The sequence below is a fragment of the Rhizobium sp. R339 genome, assembly GCF_002211395.1.
In the GTDB taxonomy this organism is placed as follows: Bacteria; Pseudomonadota; Alphaproteobacteria; order Rhizobiales; family Rhizobiaceae; genus Rhizobium.
Genome location: NZ_LOKV01000009.1, coordinates 35,276 through 57,748, shown reverse-complemented (window position 1 = coordinate 57,748; position 22,473 = coordinate 35,276). Strand labels below are relative to the sequence as shown.

General features: G+C 59.6%; 26 protein-coding genes, 3 pseudogenes and 1 riboswitch. Of the genes and pseudogenes, 14 read left to right on the top strand and 15 right to left on the bottom strand.

The window, feature by feature from the left end:
- Nucleotides 1-3: 3 nt before the first annotated feature.
- The 6 genes from ATY76_RS12630 to ATY76_RS12605 all read right to left on the bottom strand — a co-directional run bounded on the left by ATY76_RS12630 (nucleotide 4) and on the right by ATY76_RS12605 (nucleotide 4,787).
- The gene (locus tag ATY76_RS12630) at nucleotides 4-825 is read right to left on the bottom strand and encodes an urea amidolyase associated protein UAAP1 (protein WP_088675097.1); all 822 of its coding nucleotides are present in this window, start codon (nucleotides 823-825) and stop codon (nucleotides 4-6) included.
- Nucleotides 822-1,646: an ABC transporter ATP-binding protein gene (locus ATY76_RS12625; protein WP_088675096.1), complete on the bottom strand. Its 825-nt coding sequence runs from the start codon at nucleotides 1,644-1,646 to the stop codon at nucleotides 822-824. Before ATY76_RS12625 ends, ATY76_RS12630 begins: the two co-directional genes overlap by 4 nt.
- Nucleotides 1,643-2,461 (bottom strand): ABC transporter permease subunit, encoded by an 819-nt coding sequence (locus ATY76_RS12620; RefSeq protein ID WP_038691029.1) that lies wholly within the window; start codon nucleotides 2,459-2,461, stop codon nucleotides 1,643-1,645. The genes ATY76_RS12625 and ATY76_RS12620 overlap by 4 nt, the downstream gene beginning before the upstream one ends.
- A 58-nt stretch (nucleotides 2,462-2,519) precedes the next feature.
- On the bottom strand, nucleotides 2,520-3,593 hold the full coding sequence (locus tag ATY76_RS12615) for a putative urea ABC transporter substrate-binding protein (protein ID WP_088675095.1): 1,074 nt from the start codon (nucleotides 3,591-3,593) through the stop codon (nucleotides 2,520-2,522).
- A gap of 73 nt (nucleotides 3,594-3,666) precedes the next feature.
- Nucleotides 3,667-3,780, bottom strand: a riboswitch (guanidine-I (ykkC/yxkD leader).
- Nucleotides 3,781-4,380: 600 nt separating this feature from the next.
- The gene (locus ATY76_RS34150) at nucleotides 4,381-4,470 is read right to left on the bottom strand and encodes a hypothetical protein (protein WP_245309837.1); all 90 of its coding nucleotides are present in this window, start codon (nucleotides 4,468-4,470) and stop codon (nucleotides 4,381-4,383) included.
- 149 nt (nucleotides 4,471-4,619) lie between these two features.
- Nucleotides 4,620-4,787: a hypothetical protein gene (locus ATY76_RS12605; RefSeq protein WP_245309819.1), complete on the bottom strand. Its 168-nt coding sequence runs from the start codon at nucleotides 4,785-4,787 to the stop codon at nucleotides 4,620-4,622.
- A 101-nt stretch (nucleotides 4,788-4,888) separates the two neighbouring features.
- Between ATY76_RS12605 and ATY76_RS34145 the strand changes: the two are divergent.
- Nucleotides 4,889-5,008, top strand: a pseudogene (locus ATY76_RS34145) (PAS domain-containing sensor histidine kinase); the annotation flags it as partial.
- A 100-nt stretch (nucleotides 5,009-5,108) separates the two neighbouring features.
- On the opposite strand, the pseudogene ATY76_RS12600 reads toward ATY76_RS34145, so the two are convergent.
- Nucleotides 5,109-5,376: pseudogene (locus ATY76_RS12600) on the bottom strand (DDE-type integrase/transposase/recombinase); the annotation flags it as partial.
- A gap of 303 nt (nucleotides 5,377-5,679) precedes the next feature.
- Here ATY76_RS12600 and ATY76_RS12595 point away from each other — a divergent pair.
- Nucleotides 5,680-7,587, top strand: a complete 1,908-nt coding sequence (locus tag ATY76_RS12595) for an AI-2E family transporter (protein WP_245309835.1) — start codon at nucleotides 5,680-5,682, stop codon at nucleotides 7,585-7,587.
- 487 nt (nucleotides 7,588-8,074) lie between these two features.
- Here ATY76_RS12595 and ATY76_RS12585 read toward each other — a convergent pair whose 3' ends face one another.
- The 6 genes from ATY76_RS12585 to ATY76_RS12560 all read right to left on the bottom strand — a co-directional run bounded on the left by ATY76_RS12585 (nucleotide 8,075) and on the right by ATY76_RS12560 (nucleotide 12,113).
- On the bottom strand, nucleotides 8,075-8,431 hold the full coding sequence (locus ATY76_RS12585; protein ID WP_088675092.1) for a type II toxin-antitoxin system HicB family antitoxin: 357 nt from the start codon (nucleotides 8,429-8,431) through the stop codon (nucleotides 8,075-8,077).
- Nucleotides 8,428-8,682, bottom strand: a complete 255-nt coding sequence (locus ATY76_RS12580; RefSeq protein ID WP_088675187.1) for a type II toxin-antitoxin system HicA family toxin — start codon at nucleotides 8,680-8,682, stop codon at nucleotides 8,428-8,430. The genes ATY76_RS12585 and ATY76_RS12580 overlap by 4 nt, the downstream gene beginning before the upstream one ends.
- 264 nt (nucleotides 8,683-8,946) lie before the next feature.
- Nucleotides 8,947-9,633: a transporter substrate-binding domain-containing protein gene (locus ATY76_RS12575; RefSeq protein WP_088675091.1), complete on the bottom strand. Its 687-nt coding sequence runs from the start codon at nucleotides 9,631-9,633 to the stop codon at nucleotides 8,947-8,949.
- An 11-nt stretch (nucleotides 9,634-9,644) separates the two neighbouring features.
- Nucleotides 9,645-10,409, bottom strand: a complete 765-nt coding sequence (gene hpaI, locus ATY76_RS12570; RefSeq protein WP_088675090.1) for a 4-hydroxy-2-oxoheptanedioate aldolase — start codon at nucleotides 10,407-10,409, stop codon at nucleotides 9,645-9,647.
- Nucleotides 10,410-10,416: 7 nt separating this feature from the next.
- Nucleotides 10,417-11,199 (bottom strand): 2-oxo-hept-4-ene-1,7-dioate hydratase, encoded by a 783-nt coding sequence (hpaH, locus tag ATY76_RS12565; RefSeq protein WP_088675089.1) that lies wholly within the window; start codon nucleotides 11,197-11,199, stop codon nucleotides 10,417-10,419.
- Nucleotides 11,200-11,219: 20 nt separating this feature from the next.
- Nucleotides 11,220-12,113 carry an intradiol ring-cleavage dioxygenase gene (locus ATY76_RS12560; protein ID WP_088675088.1) on the bottom strand — a complete coding sequence of 298 codons (894 nt, stop codon included), beginning with the start codon at nucleotides 12,111-12,113 and terminating at the stop codon, nucleotides 11,220-11,222.
- A gap of 251 nt (nucleotides 12,114-12,364) precedes the next feature.
- Between ATY76_RS12560 and ATY76_RS12555 the strand changes: the two genes are divergently transcribed.
- The 10 genes and pseudogenes from ATY76_RS12555 to ATY76_RS12510 all read left to right on the top strand — a co-directional run.
- A complete protein-coding gene (locus tag ATY76_RS12555; RefSeq protein WP_088675087.1) occupies nucleotides 12,365-13,102 on the top strand; it encodes a GntR family transcriptional regulator in 738 nt (245 codons plus the stop codon).
- Complete coding sequence (locus ATY76_RS12550; protein ID WP_088675086.1) at nucleotides 13,102-13,923, top strand: sugar phosphate isomerase/epimerase; 822 nt, start codon at nucleotides 13,102-13,104, stop codon at nucleotides 13,921-13,923. The genes ATY76_RS12555 and ATY76_RS12550 overlap by 1 nt, the downstream gene beginning before the upstream one ends.
- 49 nt (nucleotides 13,924-13,972) lie before the next feature.
- Nucleotides 13,973-14,641, top strand: a complete 669-nt coding sequence (locus tag ATY76_RS12545; protein WP_088675085.1) for an amino acid ABC transporter permease — start codon at nucleotides 13,973-13,975, stop codon at nucleotides 14,639-14,641.
- 9 nt (nucleotides 14,642-14,650) lie between these two features.
- Nucleotides 14,651-15,301 carry an amino acid ABC transporter permease gene (locus ATY76_RS12540; protein WP_088675084.1) on the top strand — a complete coding sequence of 217 codons (651 nt, stop codon included), beginning with the start codon at nucleotides 14,651-14,653 and terminating at the stop codon, nucleotides 15,299-15,301.
- Nucleotides 15,302-15,345: 44 nt separating this feature from the next.
- On the top strand, nucleotides 15,346-16,170 hold the full coding sequence (locus ATY76_RS12535) for a transporter substrate-binding domain-containing protein (RefSeq protein WP_088675083.1): 825 nt from the start codon (nucleotides 15,346-15,348) through the stop codon (nucleotides 16,168-16,170).
- 7 nt (nucleotides 16,171-16,177) lie between these two features.
- Nucleotides 16,178-16,951 (top strand): amino acid ABC transporter ATP-binding protein, encoded by a 774-nt coding sequence (locus ATY76_RS12530; protein WP_190233640.1) that lies wholly within the window; start codon nucleotides 16,178-16,180, stop codon nucleotides 16,949-16,951.
- 12 nt (nucleotides 16,952-16,963) lie between these two features.
- Entirely contained in the window at nucleotides 16,964-17,824 is an 861-nt protein-coding gene (locus ATY76_RS12525) for a shikimate dehydrogenase (protein WP_088675082.1), read from the top strand.
- Between the two features lie 15 nt (nucleotides 17,825-17,839).
- On the top strand, nucleotides 17,840-18,208 hold the full coding sequence (locus ATY76_RS12520) for a 5-carboxymethyl-2-hydroxymuconate Delta-isomerase (protein WP_088675081.1): 369 nt from the start codon (nucleotides 17,840-17,842) through the stop codon (nucleotides 18,206-18,208).
- A gap of 30 nt (nucleotides 18,209-18,238) precedes the next feature.
- On the top strand, nucleotides 18,239-18,688 hold the full coding sequence (aroQ, locus tag ATY76_RS12515; RefSeq protein ID WP_088675080.1) for a type II 3-dehydroquinate dehydratase: 450 nt from the start codon (nucleotides 18,239-18,241) through the stop codon (nucleotides 18,686-18,688).
- Nucleotides 18,689-18,693: 5 nt separating this feature from the next.
- Nucleotides 18,694-18,911 (top strand): annotated as a pseudogene (locus ATY76_RS12510) (Gfo/Idh/MocA family oxidoreductase); the annotation flags it as partial.
- 167 nt (nucleotides 18,912-19,078) lie between these two features.
- Here ATY76_RS12510 and ATY76_RS12505 read toward each other — a convergent pair.
- Nucleotides 19,079-19,819 (bottom strand): SDR family oxidoreductase, encoded by a 741-nt coding sequence (locus ATY76_RS12505; RefSeq protein WP_088675079.1) that lies wholly within the window; start codon nucleotides 19,817-19,819, stop codon nucleotides 19,079-19,081.
- Between the two features lie 288 nt (nucleotides 19,820-20,107).
- Here ATY76_RS12505 and ATY76_RS12500 point away from each other — a divergent pair, with 288 nt between their 5' ends.
- Entirely contained in the window at nucleotides 20,108-20,395 is a 288-nt protein-coding gene (locus ATY76_RS12500) for a hypothetical protein (RefSeq protein ID WP_088675078.1), read from the top strand.
- Between the two features lie 337 nt (nucleotides 20,396-20,732).
- Here ATY76_RS12500 and ATY76_RS12495 read toward each other — a convergent pair whose 3' ends face one another.
- Nucleotides 20,733-21,605 (bottom strand): LysR family transcriptional regulator, encoded by an 873-nt coding sequence (locus ATY76_RS12495; protein WP_088675077.1) that lies wholly within the window; start codon nucleotides 21,603-21,605, stop codon nucleotides 20,733-20,735.
- Nucleotides 21,606-21,745: 140 nt separating this feature from the next.
- Here ATY76_RS12495 and ATY76_RS12490 point away from each other — a divergent pair, with 140 nt between their 5' ends.
- Nucleotides 21,746-22,405: a hydrolase gene (locus ATY76_RS12490; protein WP_088675076.1), complete on the top strand. Its 660-nt coding sequence runs from the start codon at nucleotides 21,746-21,748 to the stop codon at nucleotides 22,403-22,405.
- The last annotated feature ends 68 nt before the right edge of the window (nucleotides 22,406-22,473 follow it).

Genomic DNA, 22,473 nt, shown 5'->3' with positions numbered 1-22,473 from the left:
TCCTCAGGCCTGCATCAAGGCGTTGTTTTCGAAACCGCGCACCGCTTCGGCGGTTGCCGTGCGGCAAAGATCGTCCGCAGCCGGGACTGCAGCGTTGTAGCGCGTGATGACAACAGGTTTCGGCTGGTAGTTCGGATCCGGATCGAGGGGATGCGGGCAATTGGAAAAGCCGACCAGCATGTCCATCTCGGCACGCAGTTCGACATAATCGCCGCTGTTGGAACGCTTGGCCTGCCAGCCGAAGCCGCCGGCCTCGGCAAGGTGCACGGGCGCGAAGAGATTGAGGATGCCGGGAATATCGCGACGGGTAAGACCGAGCTTGCCGGCGACGAGGATCAGGTTGTCGCGGGTATTGCGCGTCTTTTCGCCCGGATATTTCGCCGCGTTCGAGGCAGCGGTCGAGCCGCCCATCAGACAGTCATGAGCGCCGGAACTGTCCTCAATCATCGAGAACATGACGCGGCCCATGTCGGAGAAGATCACGCGGCCCCTGCCGAGCGCTGTCGTCCACTGGACCTTGGCGGTATCGACCAGATTGATCCGTTCGCTGGTATCAGCGGCGCTCCAGGCGACGAGCGCCACGGTGGAATTGCCCTCCGCCTGATCGATGCGGATCGCTTCGCCGCGCGAGACTTTCGTCGACCAGTACCAGCCACCGGGGACGGTTTCCTGGTGGATGATGGCGCCGGCGTCGATCGCCGGCGCCGGCAAGGGGCTTGGGCCGGGCAGCGCCTTGGGGGCGAATTCCAGCCCCTTCTTCTGATGCTCCTCATAGCGCGCCCGGTTGGCGGCGATTTCTTCGGGTGAGCGTCCCACATGCATCATTGCATCTCTCCTGACGGTGCCAGGTCGTCCCGGCTGTGCCCCAGGGAAGCGACCGGGCCGTCCCGGTCGGGGCTGAAGATCGAGGGCTGGCCGGCAAGGCGCGGCGGCCAGATGGAAATATCCTTGGTGATGGTGGCGCCGTAGCGTTCCCGTTCCTCCGGCCGGTTGCGGCGGCGTTCGAAAGCCACGACGCGGCTGGCAAGCGTGAAGGCTTCGCGCATGTCATGTGTGACCATGACGACGGTCATCTGCGTCTCGTGCCAGAGCCGCTTCATCAGCGTGTGGATCTCGGCGCGGATACCGGGATCGAGCGCGCCGAAGGGTTCGTCGAGCAGCAGCACTTTCGGTTTCATGATCAGCGCCTGGGCCAGCGCAAGGCGCTGCTGCATGCCGCCCGAAAGCTGCGCCGGATATTTGCCTTCGGATCCGGCAAGGCCCACCTCGGCGATCAGCCGGCGCGCTTCCTCGAGCGCGTTGCGGCGCGCCGCGCCGAAGAGCCTGGCCCTGTAGCGCGCGGCGGTAAATTCCCTGCCGAGCAGCACATTGCCGAGCACGGTCAGATGCGGGAAGACGGAGTAGCGCTGGAAGACGACACCGCGATCCGGCCCCGGCTCCGGCGGCAGAGGTTCGCCGTCGAGCAGGATCTTGCCCTTCGTCGGCTGCTCCTGGCCGAGCAGCATGCGCAGAAACGTCGTCTTGCCACAGCCGGAGGGGCCGACTAGGGCGACGAATGCGCGCGAAGCGACGGTGAGCGACACGTCTTCCAATACGATCTGGTCGCCATATTCCTTCCAGACCCGTTCGATCTTCAGTTCGCTCATGCCTGCTTCTCCAGCTCCGACCAGGGGAAGACGGCGATCCGCAAGCGGTCGAGCAGGGCGTTCATGACCACGGCAAGCAACGTGATCCAGATGACATAGGGAAAGATGATATCCATCGAAAGATAGCGGCGAACGAGGAAGATACGGTAGCCGAGGCCGGAATCGGACGAGATCGCTTCGGCGGCGATCAGGAACAGCCAGGCGGGGCCGAGCTGCAGCCGGAGGCATGTGATCAGCCGCGGCAGGATCTGCGGCAGCACGACACGCAGGCCGATCTGCCAGGAGGAGCCGCCGAGCGTTTCAGCCTTGACGATCTGTTCGCGGGGCAGCTCCAGCGCCTTCAATGCCAGGTCCCGGATCATCGTCGGCGCAACGCCGATAACGATGAGGGCGATCTTTGAGGTTTCGCCGAGCCCCATCACAATGAAGAGGATCGGCAAAAGCGCGAGCGGCGGCACCATGGAGATAACGGCGATGAAAGGGGCGAGCAGCGCCCGGAGATAAGGCAACATGCCGATTAGCATGCCGATGAGAAGCGCGATCGCCGTCGAGATGCCGAGGCCGGAGAGCAGCCGGATCAGGCTTGCTCCGGTATCCGACCAGAGCAGATATTCACCCGTGCGCTGGTCGGCAACGAAAGCAAGACGGTTGATCGCATCGGCGAAGCCCGCCAGGCTCGGCAGAAGCTTATCATTGGCGTTTTCCGCCAGTCGCGCTGCCGAGCCGAAGGCATAGGCAAGGGCGAGCAGCACGAAGGGCAGCAGCGTCAAGGCAAGCTGCGCGCCCCGGCTCGGCCTCGTGTTGATCCAACGCATGGGAAATGCTCCGCTTGGAAAGGGGAGGAGGCGCGGGCGAACCGCGCCCCTGTTGTGATCAGAGCGAGGCGTCGGCCGCTGCCTTCATGTAGGTCTCGGTGAAGCGGAGCTTCACATTGGCGGCATCGCCCAGCACCTTGCCGTCAGGCATTTCGATACCGATCACGTCGGCAGATGGCGCGCCATTGCCGAGCAGGCCCTTCTCGAAGAGGAAGCCGCGGACGAGATCCATGGTCTTCGGCAGGCTGGGCGAGGCGGTGAAGGCAACGGCGTCGGCCGGTTTGTCGAAGAGCTTGGTCGCGGCGAGCTGCGCCTCGAAGCCGGCGAGATCAGTGCCGGATGCTGCGCCCATGGCTTCGCGGGCGGCTTTGCCCTCGGCGGTATCGGCCCGCAGCAGCGCTGCCGTCTCGTACCAGATGCCGGCAAGCGCCTTGCCGAAATTCGGATTGTCCTTCAGTACGTCGGTATTGGCGACCATTAGGTCGATGATCTCGCCCGGGACCTGCGAGCTGTCGAAAACTTTCTTGGCGCTAGGATCCTCCAGAATGGTGGAGACGAGTGGATTCCAGGTGACGACGGCGCTGACATCAGGCGTCTTGTAGGCGGCGACCATGTCGGCATCTGATGTATTGACCACCTTCACGTCGCGCTCGCTGAGCTTGATGCTTTCAAGCGCACGGGCAAGCAGATAGTGCGAGACGGAAAACTCGACGAGATTGACGTTCTGACCCTTGATGTCGCCAAGGCTCGGCTTGTCCTTCAGGATCACGGCGTCGTTGCCGTTCGAAAAATCGCCGACGATGACGGCCGTCGTGTCGACCCCGCCGGCGGCCGGGATCGAGAGACCGTCCATATTGGTGAGCGTCACGGCATCGAAGGCGCCCGCCGTATACTGGTTCATCGACTCGACGTAGTCGTTGAACTGGGTGACTTCGATGTTGATGCCGTATTTATCGGCCCACTTCTTGACGATGCCGTGGTCGCTCGCATAGCCCCAGGGCATCCACCCGACATAGATCGACCAGGCGACCTTGAAGCTGGTTTTCGGCGCCGCCCCGGCGGCAGAGCCGAACCCGAAAGCCAACGATACCGAAAGGGCCGCTACGGAAAGAATCTTCGAAAAAGTCTGCATAGAAATTCCCCTTTTGCTTTTTCAAAAAGGGATCGGCAAAGACCGTCGCGCCGCCAATCCCTTGGCTTACGAGGTCTCCCGGGCTTTTATCCCGCCGTGCATCCGGTGGGATTTCTCTCCCAGCCGGTGGTGGCTCTCGGACCAGCACGCCCCCAAAGAGAGCGCCGGAACCCTAGCCACCAACTCGCAAATCTCGAAGCAAGCGGTGTGCCAGGTCGTAACCTGTTGATTTTACATAAGATGGTAATTGCCATTTGCTTTCGAAATCGCCGCCAAATGCATTTGCACATAAATTGTGCAGCCTTCGATAAATGGGTCCGAAGGCAGGTGGCTGCGCATTTGCCAGTGCGCGCTCTTTGCCTGTGGCGGCAGCGAGCCCGATCAGATACCCCGAGCCGCCTGTTCCGATATGTTCAAGGCAATAGTGCTGTCCCTCAGCTACTGGCATGGGGATGTAGCGTCCATCATCTCACCTGAATGCGGAACTCAGAAGGCTCACAGGGACACCGATATACCGCATATTGCAGGGGACTACGCTGTCGGGGACTATTGACGGAAGTCCGACGTTACGTGGAAAGCTCTCTCAGAATCAGACAGCGGCGCACCTAAATTCGTTCCTGGCTCGTCATTCACTCGTTCGCCGGAACCATCGTCGGTTCCCGGGGGACGTGCCAATGAGTGGAGAACAAGCGGCAAGCCGGAGGAAGTCTTCGATACAATCGGCAAGGAGAAGAGCAGCCACGACGCTGAGTCAGCCGCATCGCGGGCTGCTTCGACAGCCACCACGTCAGGCGATTGCTCCGGCGTCGGCGGTGAGGATCGCGCCCGTCACGACGCTCGCGGCGGGACTTGCGAGAGAGACAACCACGTTCGCGATCTCGCTCGGTTCCCCGAAGCGTCCCAGCGACGTTAGGGCTTCGCTGGAAATCTGCAGCCGCGCCGTCCGCGGGGTTCGAATCCGTGTCCGTCGCGCCCGTAGTTATCGATTTCGCGGCTATATAGTGCGCCATCCTCCTGCCGGTGCTCTTATTGCGTATACTCGAAAAAGGTCATATTGAGCGGCTCCTCGCGGGAGCGTTCCAACATCCGGCAGAGGGTGTCGTTGACGCGGAGCAGCTGGTCGTCTTTGTCGGCTTCAGCAAACCCGATCGTGGCGGCGCCACAGGTTGCGGCCAGTCGCTCGTCGCTTTCCATGGCGGGCAGTCTCGGTCTCACGAAGATCGGTCACGTCCGTCGTAAAACAGCGCGGACTGCCCTCCTCAAACAGGCTATTGGAGGTGATTGGTTCTGCGGAAAAGCAGGGGCTTGGCCTCGGTCTTTTTATCTGCAGCGAGATTGCTCGAAGCCATGGCGGTCGTTTGGAGGTGCACTCCGACACAAAGCAAACCGCCTTTCTGTTCCGTATGCCGGTCTAACAGTGGCCACCGAAGATTTGCGCGACAAGCGCGGGACCGACTCGCCGCCTTGGCATTGCGCGTCTGAGACAGGTACGATCAATCGTGTTGCCGAAATGCCGACGGCCCGGTAAAGGTACGTCCATTGCCACGAACCTTCACATAGGTCGCATCGACCCGCCAGCTCGTTGCCTGTGGCCGTCGCCAGTGCCAACGCAGCCGCTTTTCAATCTCTGGCGCGTATTTCTGGGCCCAGCGATAGGTTGGCGAATGATCGACAAACAAGCCCTATTCGCCCATCAGATCACGGTAGCGCCATGGCGGCAATACCACCGCACTGCCGACAATATCGCATCACCCTGAAAATGGCGCCACTTGAAATCGCTTATCAAAAATCTCGCTGAAAATCCTCGGCGCTCTTTCAAACGTCAATGGGATTTTTTGCAACAGAGCCCATTTGCAGGCAGTCTCTTTGACCGTGCGGTCACCTCCCGCACGCGATGCCATAGAGGCCGTCAAGTGAGGCACGTCACAGCCATTGCCGAGGTCACACTGCGCCCTAATTGCAAAGACTTGGCGAGAGCGACCGACAACATCGATGTCTTCGAGCAACGCCAAAGACCACGGAGGCGGAATTGGAAAATGACCTCGGCCCCCGCGTCTATTCGACCTCGCCATCCTCCCCTTCACGCATGCCTGCCTTCGCGAGTGTACTCGCTGTTATTGCTATTCTGTATTTCGGCAAGGAAGTACTTCTTCCTCTAGCAATCGCAGTCCTGTTGACATTCGCATTGGCTCCTATTTCCTCTCGTCTTCGAAAGCTTGGCCTGCCCCGTATACCGGCGGTAATAATCACTGTAGTGATCGCTTTTCTTGTCCTCGTCTTGTTCGGGCTTGTCGTAGCAGGACACGTTGCCGAAGTGGCCCAGAACCTTCCGGCCTACCAGGGCAATATCATTGCAAAAATTCGATCTCTCCAGGAAAGTGGAACGGACAGCGGTATTGTGCGGCGCCTGACGTCCGTCATTGAGAGCGTCGGTCGTGAGCTTAGCAACGCCGAGGAGCGCCCAGTTGCTTCAGGTAGCGGATCAAGACCAAGGGAGCCCGTGCTCGTCGAAATATTCGCGCCGAGCAGACCAATTGAAACGCTTACTAGCCTGATCGGTCCTCTGCTTGGCCCCATCGCCTCACTGGGTTTGATCATCGTCGTCGTAATATTCATGCTGTTAGAGCGGGAAGAGCTTCGCGATCGCTTTATCCGGCTCGTTGGCTATGGCGATCTGCATCGCACAACAGAAGCCATCCAGGAGGCGGGAAGCCGCGTCGCGCGATATCTTCTTATGCAGTTGGTGGTGAACTGCGCTTACGGTGTTCCGTTGGCGCTCGGACTTTGGGCGGTTGGCATTCCAAATCCAGCACTCTGGGGGATGCTGGCGATCGTCCTTCGATTTGTCCCCTATATCGGGCCTGTCATCGCGACAGTTCTGCCGCTGTTCCTGGCCTTTGCAGTCGACCCTGGCTGGAGCCTGGTTCTCTGGGTTGCTGCCATCTTCGTCGTGCTGGAATTGACCAGCAACAACGTCATCGAGCCTTGGCTCTATGGTTCTCGTACCGGCCTGTCTCCGCTGGCAATCATCGTAGCAGCGATTTTTTGGGCATGGCTGTGGGGCCCAGTCGGTCTTGTACTGTCCACGCCGCTGACCGTGTGTCTTGCAGTGCTGGGGCGGTATGTCCCGCAGTTCGAGTTCCTTGAGGTGGTTTTTGGTAGTGACCCAGTGCTCGATCCCAAGGAGCGGCTGTACCAGCGGCTTCTTGCTGGCGATCCCGACGAGGCGACCGATTACGCTGAGGAATTCCTAGAGCAGGACTATCTGGAAGATTATTATGGCGAGGTCGCCATTCCCGCCCTTCTACTCGCCGAGAAGGATAGGCGTCGAGGCGTGTTGACTGCGGAGCAGATGGAACAGGTGTTCGGGACCGCCATCACGCTGGTCTCGAACCTTGCGGAAATTGCGCAGGAAGAAGGACAAGAAGAGGAAGAGGAGGAAAAAGAGGAAGAACAGAAGGAGGGAGTGTCAGGTCCCCCCAGCACTCACCCCAAGGAAGGCAATGAAGATGAAAGCGAACTGCCTGACGGACGGGGCAAGACCGTCTTCTGCATCGGAGGCAGGGGCCCGCTCGACGACGCGTCGGCTGCGATGCTCGCCCAGGTTCTTCAGGTACAGGGAGCCGAGGTGGTCGCAGCGAGGCATTCTGACATCCCCAATCGGCGCGCCATGAGCCTCGTTCCGAAACAATCGAACGCCATCGTGGTTTGCTTCCTCAACGAGGACTCGGCAAGGCACGCACGCATACTTATTCGTCGGTTCAAGCGCATATACCCGGCCATTCGCGTCGGCGCGGTACTTTGGGTGGAAAATCAGGAGGAAGAGCAATTGCCTACGCTTGGGGAGGCTGATTTCGTTGCCACCAGCTTGACCTCAGCTGCCCGCGAGGCACTCGCCGATGCACCAGCATCATTGGTGACGCCCGCGCGCAAGATTCGTACCAGGCGGTTCTCGACCAAGACAAGCATAACCGCCGCGCGGTCCGAGCTTTAGCCGGCAAGCCTTGGAGGGTATGCATGGGCGACATAGGACCCGGACACAGATGTGATGGGACGAGAAGTTCTGGTTTACCGTATTCGTCGCCGCCCCAATGCCCTGCTACATTCTATTTCGAAGTGCGAATTTGAGGCTTTCACGAAACAGTAAACGGTTCAGCTTTGTTCAAGCTCCTGCTCGGAGCGGAGCCCAGTCCAGGCGTTCCTGCAGTTCTGTCTCGTGCGCAATTCCTCAGGTTGCAGGTGCTGAGCTCGCATAGCGATATGCATGAGATCTGGCATGCCGCTCGCGCCCAGGCAGTTTACATGGAAACAGTCGTGGCCATGCACTTGCGCCACGGCCACTAGGGACGTGTGAACGCATTAATCGACAAGCAACTTCACAAGGTAGAGCCGGAGGCTTTTGGGGCGCTCTCGTTGCGAGGACGCAGACGCTTCACTGTGTTTCGGCGCGCAAATTTTGGATGCCTATAAGGGGAAGGGCACTACGCCGGCAAGCGCGCCCCGGCAAAATGGTCGGCGGCTTCTTCCAGCACCTCTTCTGCCCACTGGTTCAGACTCTTTCCCGAAAGCTCAGCAGCAAGAGCTGCTCGGCGATGGACTTCGGGAGCGACACGAAACATCATCTTCCCGGAATAGGGTCGCTGGGGCTCTTTGCCGATTTTCCTGCAGGTCTCCAGGTAGTCATCGACTGCCTCATGGAAGGCTTTCTTGAGTTCAGCGACACTGTCACCGTGAAAGCCGATTACATCGGAGATACCTGCAATCCTGCCGAAAAACACATCGTCCTCAGCATCGAATTCGATGCGAGCGTGATATCCGTTGTAGCTCATGATGTTCATGGCGTTACTCCAATCTGCATCAGGAACTCGCGAGCATCGCGTACCTGATAACGCTTTGCTTCCTTGGCCGGATGTGGTCGATGGAAGCTCGCAATGATCCCGTCTTTTTCAAACTTAATGCGGGAACCGTTCCCCTCAATGAGGTCGGCTCCGGCAGCCACAAGCAGATTCTCTATAGCGGCCCATTCAATGGTTCCCGAGACCGGGTCCTTGAAGACCGCCGCGAGAGTCTTTCTCTGCTTGCTGTTCATGCTAGCAATATAGAGACGCTTGCTCATTACGCAAGCACAAACTCAAACAGCCTCTTGAGTTCATCCCAAAGGCCGAACGGGAGGCGTGGTGGGGCAATAATCACGAGTCGGCAGTTCGTGTCCCATCAAGGCCTGCATACCCCCCGTCAATTTTGCAACAAGTCAGTATGCAGATGATGAGGATCTTCCGCATGATGAGGAGGCGGCCTTCACTTCGCACCATGCGTCTGATCGTTTGGGACTTCGTGAGATCATCCTTGTAAGTCAGAAGTCTCCTTGCCCTGCGGATGTCGCCAAACGCTGCACGAAGTCCGCGATGAAGAGCGAGGCGTTGGTGGCCCGTTTGTGCACTGCGATCGTCTGAGGAATTCGCGAAAACACTCCGTCCACCATCCGGAAGCCTTCCATCCGCTCAGAGGCGTTGAAGAGGAAATCGGTCAGTCCAGCCGCCGCATCGCATTCTCGGTGGGCAAGAAAGTCGAGCGCCGCCGTGGGGCTGTCGGCATGTAGCACTGTCGCTCGCTTAAGTGTTCGCTCAAGCTGCTTCGTATAGGCGGCACTACGCGCGGACGCGATGCGAATTCCAGTGGAATCCAGTTCGTCCGCCGTCCGGTAGGGTGAAGCTACTGGAACTAGGTAAGTGGCTTCGACCGAGATATAGGGGGGTGAGAAGCTGAAGCGATCGGTTCTCGATGGGTCTGACGCGATGAAGGCGATGTCCCACTCACTCGGGGCGGCAGCGGAAAGAATATCCGCAGCCGAACCGTATCGTATCAGAGAAAGCCCTCTATAAAGTTCGCGGGCTATCCTATCCGCAATTTCCGCGCTCGGTCCCACTAACGCGCCCGCGTTTTCGTCCCAGCGAATTAATGCTGCGTTCGACATGTTAACGGCGGCCCTGACGGTTCCACCCGGTGCTATTTCCGACCGAACCTGATCCAGAGTGAACATGCTATGTCTCCCTAGCGAGAAAACCTGGACGCGAGTGCCTCCGATCCTCTGGCAAGGAGGGCAACATCGACGCCAACTGCCGTAAACAACGTTCCCAGCGCTATGCAGCGAGCCGCAAACTTCTCGTCAGGCGTCAGGATGCCCGACGGCTTGCCGACGGCTTTCAAGCGCTCGATCGCACTCTCGATCGCCGAGATTACCTCGGGATGTCCTGGTTGACCGGGATAACCGAGGCTGGCGGCCAAGTCTGCAGGACCGATGAAGATCCCATCGACCCCGTCGACCCCTGCAATGGCCTCAAGCTGATCGAGCGCCTCTCGAGTCTCGATCTGCAGCAGGAGGCAGATCTCCTGTTCGGCGGTCTGTGCGTAGTTCGGCACGCGCCCGAAACGGGTGGCGCGGGTGAGGGCGGATACGCCGCGGATACCTCGCGGTGCGTAACGCGCGGCGGCTACGGCCGCCTTCGCCTCCGGCTCATTCTGCACATATGGAATGAGAAGCGTCTGGACGCCGATATCCAGAAAGCGCTTGATCAATACAGGGTCGTTGAAGGCAGGGCGTACCACGGGGGCGACGTCGTACGGCGCGACCGCCTGCAACTGTGGCAGCACCGTGAGGACGTCGCTGGGAGAATGCTCGGTATCGAAAAGTAGCCAGTCGAAACCGGACGGTGCGACGATTTCCGCTGTATAGCTGCCCGGAAGGCCGCACCATAATCCAATCTGACTTTGACCGGCCCGCAGCTTTCGCTTGAACCTGTTGAGGGGAAGTTCCATTAGATCCTCACACGAATGAGACGCCGATAGACCCCACGGGGCCGTAGTCGGCCTGGATCACGTCGCCCTGGGCGATGTCCACAGGGCGGGTGAAAGAGCCGGCCAGCACGATCTGCCCCTTTTTCAAACCGCCGCCCACTGCATAGAGCTTGTTTACCAGCCAGGCGATCCCGGCTGCCGGATGGCCCATGATCGCTGCAGAAACACCGGATTCCTCGATAATGCCGTTCTTCGAGAGGGTGGCGCCCACCCAGCGGATGTCGATGTCCATTGGACGAACGATGCGACCCCCTACAACGATCGCCCCGAAAGCCGCATTGTCGGCGATCGTGTCAGTGATCGCCCTCGGAACCTCGGTGCGATAGTCGATGATCTCGAGAGCCGGGACTACGAATTCGGTCGCCCTCATCACGTCGTAGACCCGAGTTCCGGGCCCGTCGAGATCCTCGCCCATCACAAAGGCGAGTTCGACCTCGAGGCGGGGCTTGATAAAGAGTTCCGCCTTGATCTGCGCTCCGTCATTGTAAAGGGCGTCGTCCAGGATGACACCATAGTCGGGCTCGGTCATCTTGGATGCCATCTGCATCGCGCGCGACGTAAGGCCGATCTTGTGGCCTACGACCCGAGCACCCTTCGCAGCCCGAGCCTCCGCCCAGAGCGCCTGAATTTTGTAGGCATCTTCAAGCTCCAAACCGGGATAGGTCTTGCTCGGTTGGACAATTGGCTTGCGGTCGGTTTCTGCCTTCAGAAGGGCATTGGCCGCCTCTTGGCGCTCCTGTTCTGTGATCATCGGTTCGGCTCTGTCGTTGGTTACTTGATTGGTGGGCGCGGCAGCACGGCTTCGCCGGGCTCCATGACGTAGGTGTAGTCGAGCGAGAACCAGGGACCGTCGACGTCCGGTTCGGACGGATGCGGTTCGTCATGGCGGACGAAGTCGCCGGTCAGGGCTGCGGTCACTCCAAACTGAACGTCGGAATCGATGTTCGGATCGCTTGGATCGAAGACCTGGGAAATCAGCGTCTTGTATCCCTGCCTGAAGATCAGGGCGTGAAGATGCGCTGGTCGGTACGGGTGACGTCCCTGCGCCTTCAACAGTCGGCCGACGACGCCGTCGATCGGGATCGGGTAGCCGACCATCTTCACGGTCCTGAACCAGAAGCGGCCGTCGGCATCCGTGGTGAACTTGCCCCGGAGGTTCATCTCAGCCTGATCGGGATCCTGATTTTCATAGAGCCCAACAGGAGAAGCATGCCAAACGTCGATCTCGGCACCCGCGATCGGCCTCCCGTCCCGGTCCACCACCCTGGCGCGGACAAAGAGTGGCGTGCCCGGCGTGTCGGAGCGGACAATCGTACCGCCGTTGTCGACACGGGGAGAGTTGAGGCGCCAGAACGGGCCAAGAAGAGACTGCGACGTCTCCGTCTGACCGCCATCGCCGTTATTCAACAGGCAAACCAGCGAGGATACGCCAAGAGATCCGGCCATCAGAACAAACTCGTTGTGGCTGTCCGTCTGCAGTTGTCCGACCTCGTTTAGTATCGCCGTAGCTTCGCGGAACTCGACTTCGGACAATCTCACCTCCCGCACGAATGCATGGAGATGCTTCACCATCGCTACGAGAATCTCGCGAAGACGCGGATCCTCCGTTTTGTTCATCGCCGCGAGGACCGCAGGCGTCAGATCGCTTTCGGTTTTTATGGCCATAGGGCTACCTCCTAGTGGAGCCGACTATAAAAATAATCGATTATCTGTCAAGGAATGTTACGACGACTTTTCCCGCCGGCCGGGAGGAGATTAGCCTTGTGCCGGTCTAATGTATTGATAATATTTATTTAAAATCGAAAAGCAAACAGACCATAGCTAACAAGATCGGCTCGTTTGCATTTTTCGTTGACACAAATAATCGTTTATTATATCGATCATCGACAATTAATCAAAATTGCCAGGGAGCAGGGATGAGCTCGACCGACGACAGCGCCTCTGCGCCAATGACAGACGAGGAGACAGCGTCCGCGGGTTTTGCCGATGATGGCAAGAACACTATCGGAAGTCAGTTGGCGTCGCGTCTCCGCGAGGCGATCATTTCTGGCGAGCTGGAGGCCGGCAGCAAGATCAATCTCGATAAGGCGCGCCGCACGTTCAACGTCAGCCTCAGCCCTCTGAGGGAGGGACTTGCCCGCCTCATCTCCGACGGCCTGGTGGAGTTTCAGGACAACCGCGGCTATCGCGTAGCTCCGATCTCGCTGGCGAATCTGGAAGAAATCACGACGCTCCGCGAAGAGCTCGAAGTCTTCGCGCTGCGGGAATCCATGCGTATGGGCGATGTCGAGTGGGAGGGCAATATAATGCGCTCGCTCCATCGCCTGAACCGCACGGAACGAGATGCCTCACGGCCTGAGACGCTCGAGCAATGGGAGGCGCTTCACCGGGAATTCCATCTCACGCTCATTTCCGGTTGCGGCAAACCGCTTCTGTTGCATTTCTGCGGCCTCTTGCTGAACCTGAATGACCGATACCGCCGGGTCTTCCTCATCAGGACTTCCGGCGACCGGAACGTCGGGCAGGAGCATAGCGAGATTGCGCAAGGAGCGGTCGCGCGGGATATCGAATACGCTACCGAGAAACTGCGACAGCACATCCACCGCACCGGGACGAACCTTCGAAATCATCTCGCGACGAAAGGGATCGTGTGATGGTGACGCCCGGATCGAAATCAGAGCAACAGATTGGCGTAGCGCACTTCTCCGCCATCTCCCTGACACCGAGCGATTTTGCGAAGGCTGCAGCGGGGGCGGGCTTTTCCAGAATTGGGCTGAGGCTGAATCCGGCATTTCCTGGAGCGCCGCACTACGAACTGCCTGTAGGCGGCCGCGCAGCGGAAGAATTGAAAGCCGTACTTCGCGGCGAAGCGCTCGACGTTTTCGATATCGAGTTCTTTGTCATGGACCCATCGTTCAATGCCGCGTCTCTGGAGCCCGTGGTGGCCGCGGCTGCCAACATCGGGGCCAAGCGTCTAAGCGTGTGCGGCGACGATCCGGAACAGAGCAGGCTGCAGTCGAATTTCAGCGAATTCTGCGATCTTGCAAGCGGCTACGGATTGGCGGTCGATATCGAGAACATGGGTTGGCGGACGGTCAGAACCTTCGCTGACAGCGTCGATCTCCTGAAATCGAGCGGTGCGCCCAATGCCGGCGCACTCGTCGATGGAGTGCATTTCTTCAGGAACGGCGGAACGTTGACGTCGTTGCGCGCCGAGATCGACAGGGTCAAGCACGTCCAGTTGTGCGACGTCGCCGGACCCGCTCCGAGCACGGCCGAGGCCATGATCGCGGAGGCACGAAGCAAACGTCTTGCTCCCGGCGAGGGGGAATTGCCCTTAGGCGAATTGGTCGCCATCGCCGACGGGGCCGCATCGGTCTCAGTCGAAGTACCTCTTTCAGGCTCGGCAGACGCGGAGGAGCATTTGAAGCGCCTGTTCGAAGGGGCCGTACGAATATTTAAGCCGGATCAGTGATCCCGGCGCCGGCGAGGCGAAAGCCGCGCCGAGTGGAGGAAGCCAACACATGGGTTACACGTTTGATTTTGGTGCGGTCTTCGACCGCGCCCCGGAATTGTTTTGGGGTTCGCTTGGAACGTTGGGTCTCGCCTGCGCCGGGATGCTGCTCGCTCTCGTGATTGGAATCCTGGGCGTTGCAGTGAGAACGTCGAAGATCGCGTGGGTTCGCGCTCCGATCATCGCGTTCGTCGAAGTCGTCCGCAACACGCCTTTCCTGGTGCAGATCTTCTTTATCTACTTCGCCCTTCCGCTTATGGGCATCCGCCTGAACCCGACGATCACTGCAATCATCGCGCTGGGGATCAACGGAGGTGCCTACGCCATCGAGATCATCCGCGGGGGCGTTGAGAGCATCAGCAAGGGACAGGTCGAAGCTGGGTTAGCGCTCGGGCTGCACAAGGCTGACGTCTTCCGCCTCATCGTTCTCAAGCCGGCACTGCGAGCGATCTACCCGTCTCTGACGAGCCAATTCGTGATGCTGACCTTGACCACGTCGGTGTGCACGTCGATCGCCGCATATGAGCTGACATCCGCGGCGCAACGCATCGAGTCAGATACGTTCCGAAGCTTCGAAGTCTACTTCACGGTAACCGCAATCTACCTGGTCATCTCAAGCTTAATGATGGGAATCTTCGCTCTGATATCCCGTTCCTACTTCAATTATCCGACTCGATAGGAGGGGCGCATGGGTCCCATCGGCGAAAACGAGCTGTTCTTCCTCCTGCAGGGTCTGAAATGGACCGTATTGCTGGCGATCATCGGTTTCATCGGCGGAGGCGTGTTCGGCATTTTGATCGCGCTTGTGCGCGCGTCGAAGCATCAGTTCGCCCGGCTTGCATCGTCTGGCTATATCGCGCTCTTCCAAGGCACGCCGCTCCTGATGCAGCTCTTTGTCGTTTACTACGGCGTTGCCTTGCTTGGCATCGACGTCAACGCCTGGGTCGCAGTCGCCATCGCCTTCACTCTCCACGCAAGCGCCTTCCTCGGCGAGATATGGCGAGGCTCGATTGAAGCCGTTCCGAAAGGGCAGACGGAAGCCGCGAACGCACTTGGCCTGCATTACGTCTCCCGAATGAAGGACGTGGTTCTGCCACAGGCTTTGAAGATCTCGATGCCTGCGACCATCGGTTTTCTCGTGCAGCTCATTAAGGGGACGTCGCTTGCGGCGATCGTGGGCTTCATCGAGCTGACCCGCGCTGGCCAGATCATATCGAACCAGACCTACCGCCCGCTGCTCGTCTTCGGGATCGTCGGAATAATCTACTTCATGATTTGCTGGCCTCTCTCCTATGTCGGGAGCGGCCTCGAGAAACGGATGGCAAAAGCCGCCCGCTAAGCCTGCTTCGGGAGAAGCAAACAACACAAGAGGAGGAAAGTGCAATGAATACCAATCGCAGGAAATTTCTCGGTCTAGCGCTGGCGACCGCAACCTTCGCCACCGTTGGCGCTGCGGCAGCCACCGCGGCCTCTGTCGAGGAGATCAAGTCGAGGGGAGCGCTCGTCGTGGGCATCCAAGGCGACAACGCGCCATGGGGATTTGTGAACTCGAGCGGCAAACAGGACGGCTTTGACGCCGACGTGGCGACGCTGTTCGCCAAGGAACTCGGCGTGAAAGTCCAGTTCCAACCGCTCGCGGTAGCCAACCGTATTCCCGCGCTGACCACCGGCAAGGTCGATATCCTCTTCGCCACGATGGCAATGACGGAAGAGCGCGCCAAGTCGATCCAGTACAGCAAACCTTATGCGGCTAACACGATTTCGCTTTATGCCGCCAAAGCCGACGCCGTGAAATCGCCGGCCGACCTGGCTGGTTGGGAAATCGGCGTGCCGAAGTCCAGCTCGCAGGACAAGGCTGTAACCGACGCGGTCGGATCGACGGCCACCATTCGCCGCTTCGACGATGACGCGGCCACTATCCAGGCCCTGATCTCCGGACAGGTGAAGGCGGTGGGTGGTAATCAGTTCTATGGGCAGAGGCTCGATGCAGCCAGCGCCGGCACCTACGAACGAAAGATCGACTTCCTGACGACTTATAATGGCGTCGGAACGCGACTCGGCGAGAAGGACTGGAACGAGACCGTCAACGCGTTCCTCGACAAGATCAAGGGCAACGGCGAACTCGCGGCCATCACCAAGAAGTGGATGGCAATCGATCTTCCCACGTTCCCCGAATCCATCCCCAACATCCCGTTTACGGTCAAGTAAAGCATAAATGGAGGGCGCCGTGCTCAATTCCCCTAAAGATCAATCGACCTTGATATCCCTTGATAAAGTGGAGAAATGGTACGGTTCCTTCCACGCCCTGAAGAACATCAATCTATCGGTTCGCAAGGGAGAGAAGATCGTCCTTTGCGGACCGTCCGGTTCTGGCAAGTCTACCTTGATCCGTTGCATCAACGCTCTTGAACTAATTCAGGGCGGCAGGATCGTGGTGGAAGGTCAGCTGCTGGACGGCACCTCCAAGGCGGTCGACGCCATTCGACGTGAAGTCGGAATGGTTTTCCAGAACTTCAATCTGTTCCCGCACATGACCGTCCTGCAAAACTGCGCGCTTGCACCCATGAGAGTGCGAGGCGCACGCCGTGCCGACGCAGAGAAGTTGGCGCGAAAGTATCTCGAGCGCGTTCGCATTCTCGATCAGGCGGAAAAGTATCCAGCACAACTCAGTGGCGGACAGCAGCAGCGCGTCGCTATCGCGCGCGCCCTGTGCATGGAGCCGAAAGCGATGCTTTTCGACGAACCCACGTCCGCCTTGGATCCCGAAATGGTCAAAGAGGTTCTCGACACCATGATCGGCCTCGCAAGAGACGGCATGACGATGATCTGCGTGACCCATGAAATGGGCTTCGCCCGGCAAGTCGCCGACAGGGTGATCTTCATGGCTTCCGGAGAGATCGTCGAGGAGGCGGAGCCCGAAACCTTCTTCAAGAACCCCAAGCATGACCGGACGAAGGTATTCCTCGGCGATATCCTTGCGCATCACTAATCGGGCAGAGACATGGACAACAACAAATTCCTGGTCGGCCTGATCGGCGCCGACATCCAGATGTCAAAGTCGCCGGCGCTCCATGAAACGGAAGGGCGCCACTTGGGACTCGAATACGATTACGAGCTGGTGGACCTGGCAGCGCGCGGTTTACCTCCTTCCGCGTTGCCAGATCTTCTGAACGAACTGGAAAGCCGCGGCTTTGCGGGAATTAACATCACCCACCCATGCAAACAGACCGTTCTGGCCCACCTGACGCGCCTGTCCGAAGATGCTGAGATGCTTGGAGCCGTAAACACGGTCGTGCTTCAGAACGGCGAGCGGATCGGACACAACACCGACTGGTATGGCTTCTACAAGAATTTCGAGCGGGGCCTGCCCGGCGTCGCGAAGGCTCATGCTGTTCTGCTTGGCGCTGGTGGTGCTGGGGTGGCCGTCGCGCACGCTGCCGTGAAAGTCGGCATAGAAAAGCTTTCGATCTTTGATCAGGACGAGCGCCGCGCCTCCGCTCTCGCCGATCAGCTCAACGAGAGATTTTCAGGAGAGGTTGCAAGGCCGGTCAGAGACGTCGGTGCTGCGCTCGCCGCCGCAGATGGCCTGATCCACGCCACGCCGACTGGTATGGGAAGCCATCCGGGGCTTCCGGTCGATCCCGATTGGATCCAGCATCATCACTGGGTGGCGGATATCGTCTATATGCCTTTGGTGACCGAACTCCTCGCGTTGGCGAGGCAGAAGGGCTGCCGAACGCTCCCAGGCGGAGGAATGACCGTGTTCCAAGCGGCCGCAGCCTTCGCGCTTTTCACGGGCCGGGCGCCTGATACGGAACGAATGTCACGCCATTTCGACGAGCTGTGTGGAGTGGCAGCCTGATCGGGGGACTACGCCATGCCGCATATTATCATCGACTACAGCCGAGGCGCCGCGCAATGCATCGCCATCGACGAGTTGACCCGCGCGGTTCATCGCCGAGTCCGCGACGGAGGGATGGTCAAGCCAACCGTGGTCCGCACGTTCGCCAGAGAAGCCACCGTCTCATGCGTCGGCGACGAGCATCCCGACAATCACTTTGTGCAGATAATTGTACGCATGGCCCCAGGCCGTCCTCCGGAGGTCAAACGAGAGCTGCTGAAATCGGTGCTTGAAGCTGCGCGTGACGCCGCAGCTTCCGCACTGGAAACCGGTCGGCTTGGGCTTCGCGCAGATCTCTATGAATCCGACCCGAACTTCGCGCTTCAGGACATAGCGTTCACCTGATCCCGGCAACGCCTAACAAGGACAAATGCAATGAGCGTCATCTACGTTCTCAACGGACCAAACCTCAACCTCCTCGGCAAGCGCCAGCCGCATATCTACGGGCACGAGACATTGGTTGACGTCGAGGCGGACTGCCGAAAGTTGGCGTCGGAACTGGGGCACGAGATCCGTTTCCATCAAAGCAACCGCGAATATGAGATCATCGACTGGATCCATCAGGCGCGTGAGGACGGCGCTGGCATTGTCATCAATCCGGCCGCGTTCACTCACACTTCGCTTGCTATCCTCGACGCACTGAATACCTTTGAAGGCCCCGTCATCGAAATCCATATCTCCAACGTCCACAAGCGCGAGACTTTTCGCCACCACTCCTTCGTGTCCTACCGGGCCGACGGCGTCATTGCAGGTCTCGGCACCGAAGGCTATCAACTCGGCATACGCAGAGTTGCGACCATGCTCAAGATCGAGAGCAAGGACTGATGGCGATGGCGAACCGGGTCAAGCTGGCGGTCCTTGGGCGGGCCTAATCGGCAAGCGTCATATCAAGCACGTGATGGAAGAGCCGGCCGCAGAGCTGACGGCAGTTGTGGATCCCACGCCAGTCGGTCAAGCGATTGCTAGTGAGGCTGGTGTCAGATGGTTCCCCAGTTTTGCCGAGATGATGATTTCCGAGCGCCCCGACGGAGTCATCGTCGCAACGCCGGGGAAGCTCTCTCAGAATCAGGCAGCGGCGCACCTCAATTCGTTCCTGGCTCGTCATTCACTGGTTAGTCGGAACCATCGTCGGTTGCCGGAGGATGTGCCAATGTGCGGCGAGCAGCCACGACGCTGGGTCAGCCGCATCGCGGGCTGCTCCGACAGCCACCACCGTCAGGCGATTGCTCCGGCGTCGGCGGTGAGGATCGCGCCCGTCACGACGCTCGCGGCGGGACTTGCGAGAAAGACAACCACGTTCGCGATCTCGCTCGGTTCCCCGAAGCGTCCCAGCGACGTTAGGCTTCGCTGGAAATCTGCAGCCGCGCCGTCCGCGGGGTTCGAATCCGTCTCCGTCGCGCCAGGTTGGACAAGGTTAACGGTAATGCCGTTAGGACCGAGTTCCCGCGAAAGACCGCGGGTGAACGAGGTCAGCGCCGCCTTCGACATGGCATATGTCGTAATCCCAGGGAAAGGCACCCGCTCCGCCAGTGCGGAACCGATCGTAATGATACGGCCTCCTTCGTGCAGGTGCGGAATCACAGCCTTTGCGAAAAGCACCGGCGCGCGGACGTTGATATCCATCACGGCCTGATATTCGTCCAACTTCAGATCGACGACATTCCCCGCATGACCAATGGCTGCACTGTTGACAAGAATGTCCAGCCCGCCGAGCTCAGCCACGGCCTTCTTAACTGCTTGATCGATGGCCTGCGGGTCGGCGCCATCGGCCTGAAGAGCGACCGTTCGAGTGCCGCGACTTTCGATGCCTCTTGCGAGCGCTTCAGCCTTCTCGATTGAGCGGCGGTAGGTGAACGCCACATCAGCCCCGTTGTCAGCAAGGGCTTGGACGATAGCCGCTCCTATACCGCGGGATCCGCCCGTAACGAGGGCGCGTTTTCCACTCAAATCAATCATGTGCGTCGTTTCCTTTCATTTCGTTTGCAGAGGGGCAACAGGCATGCGGAAGCCCTGACAGAATGTTCAACTATCTTGTGCTTGTAGTGCGGCCGTTAAAGTGACGGGACTTGCGACAGCGCGTTGCACGAGGAGGAACAGGGGGCCTCGGGTTTCCGCTGCTCCTAGGCGGCGTCCGTCGCACAACCCGATGCTCGGCTTCGGGGTTGCAAGTCGGCTTACGTTGCAACGCCAGTAGACGTCCTAAATGGCTTCCGGGCGTTCGGGCGGCTCTTCTAGGGAGGGATGATGTCGCAGAAGAGGGGCATTCGATGCGTGGTAGATTATCTCACAACGGTATCCCGCGTGGCTGGGGCGCGCGTCGGACTGCTTGGAATCTGCGCCGGCGGCGGGTACGCCATCAAGGCCGCGCAGACCGAACGCCGCCTCAAGGCGCGCGGCACGATCGTCGCCAACGACGTCGGTGAAGCGATGCGGCGGTGGCTTCCCACGACCGCCAACCCTTACCGAGATGGCGGCGGAGCGGACGGGGTGGATGCGCGGCACGTTCCACGGAGGGCCTTGGATATTCGATAAGTCTTGGCGAAGTGGAGGACGCGGGAAGTACAAATCCGGGCTGTGTGAAGCCCCGTCACGCTCTATCGGGAATTGGAGTATCGCCAGCCGAACTCGACCAACCGCCTGCATTTCGCCAGCTACGGCGGCCTGCACAATTTAGGCGCGTTCAGTCTCGTGCCTGAGCTGCTACGCAACCGCTGCGAGTTATCGTGGGCCGGCGCCGCGGACCGACCCGGCAACACCGGGCGGCGCGGCGGCTACGACCTGTATACAAGCGGGAATATGTCGACCAGGCGCTCGCGCGGCTGGCCGAACTCCATTCCGAAGACCCTGCGCTCGAAATCGATGCGCTTCTTTACGAGCCGGAATCGAAGCACTCGATCAGCATCTCCGTCAGCACACGAACTTTTCGCGACGGATGCTGTCCAGGAGGTCGGACGACGAAGATGCCGGCTGCGGGCGGGGGGTGGCGTGGCATCACCTCGACAAGCCTCCCAGCGGCGATATGCTGATCTGTAAGGCCGTTCGGAAGTCTCGCAATGCCGATCCCTTCGAGCGCGCCCGCTAGAAGCGCTACTCCGTTGTCGGCTTTGAAGCGTCCTTGCGGCCGAATGGTGAGGACTTGGTCGCCGTCGGTGACCTGCCAGGCCTCCGTTCCTTGCATGAGGGCTTGATGTTGGAGAAGCTCGTCCGGCGTCTCGGGTGCCCCGTTCGCGGCGATATAGGAAGGGCTCGCAACGAACTTTCCATACAGCGGTCCGACGCGTCTCGCGACGAGGTTGGAATCAGGCAGATAGCCAATCCGAATGGCGCAGTCGAAACCTTCCGCGATGAGGTCGACGAAGCGGTCGGTATAGCACGAGTTGACCTGTAACTGCGGGTGTCGACGTGCCATCTGTGCGAGCACCGGGGCGAAGTGCGTCGGACCGAACGACAGAGGTGCTGCAATTCGCAGGCGGCCCCGAAGCTCGCCTGCCGGCAAGATCGTCTCGCGCGCAGCATCGATTTCGGACGCGACTCGCGCGGCGTAGTCCCGGAAAGTGGCTCCTTCCTCGGTGAGCGCAATCCCTCGAGTCGTTCTTGAAACAAGCTGTGCGCCCAGCTCCGCTTCGAGCCTGGTGATCCGCCTGCTGACCATCGACTTTGAGATGCCAAGGCGTTGCGCGGCAGGCGTCACCCCGCCCGCATCCGCGACTTCCACGAAAGTCCTGAGATCCTCTATTTCCATTAAGCGTTCCCCATTCTGCAACACAGCTCCCTTTATCCGAGGGCTACCGCATCGTGGGTGGCAATGACAAGGTTCTCGTGGACCGCCTCCGAACGAAGCGTCCACATGAGTTTCGACGAACCACCAGCCAAGGATATTCCATGACATATCGTAACGGCCTCAGCTCCCTCCTCCGTCCTGAAGATTCGGTGCTCGTCCTCATCGATCATCAGCCCTACCAGCTCGCCAATGTGAACAGCCACGAGCCTACGATGGTCGTCAACAACACCATAGGTCTGGCGAAGGCAGCCAAAGCCTTCGACGTTCCGACGATCCTTACGACCGTCATCGCAGAGCGGGGTGGAAACCTGTTCCCGCAGATCGCGGAGGTGTTTCCGGGCCAGGAAATTATCGACCGGACATTCATCAACACCTGGCAGGATCCGAAGGTTGTCGACGTCGTGAAGGCGACCGGGCGCAAGCAACTGATCATCGCGGGTCTGTGGACCGAGGTATGCGTCGCCATGCCAGCAATTCAGGCCGCAGGCGAGGGTTGGGATGTGACGGTGATCACCGATGCATCTGGAGCAGTCTCGGTCGAAGCGCACCAGGTCGCGATCCAGCGCATGATCGCAGCCGGGGTCAACATGATGACCTGGCTGGCGCTTACGGCCGAGTGGCAGCGCGACTGGGCCCGCGCCGAACAGGCAGCGAAGGTGACGGACGTCATCGTCCAGCATTCTGGTGGTAGCGGGATCGCATATCTATGGGAGCAGCAGTTGCTCAACTCCCCGGCGCCCAAGGCTGGCGCAGGGGTATAATCCTGCTTACAGTTGGAGAGGGAACGCGCATTGCGCCTCGCTCTCCAACAAGCAGGGATGATCAACGC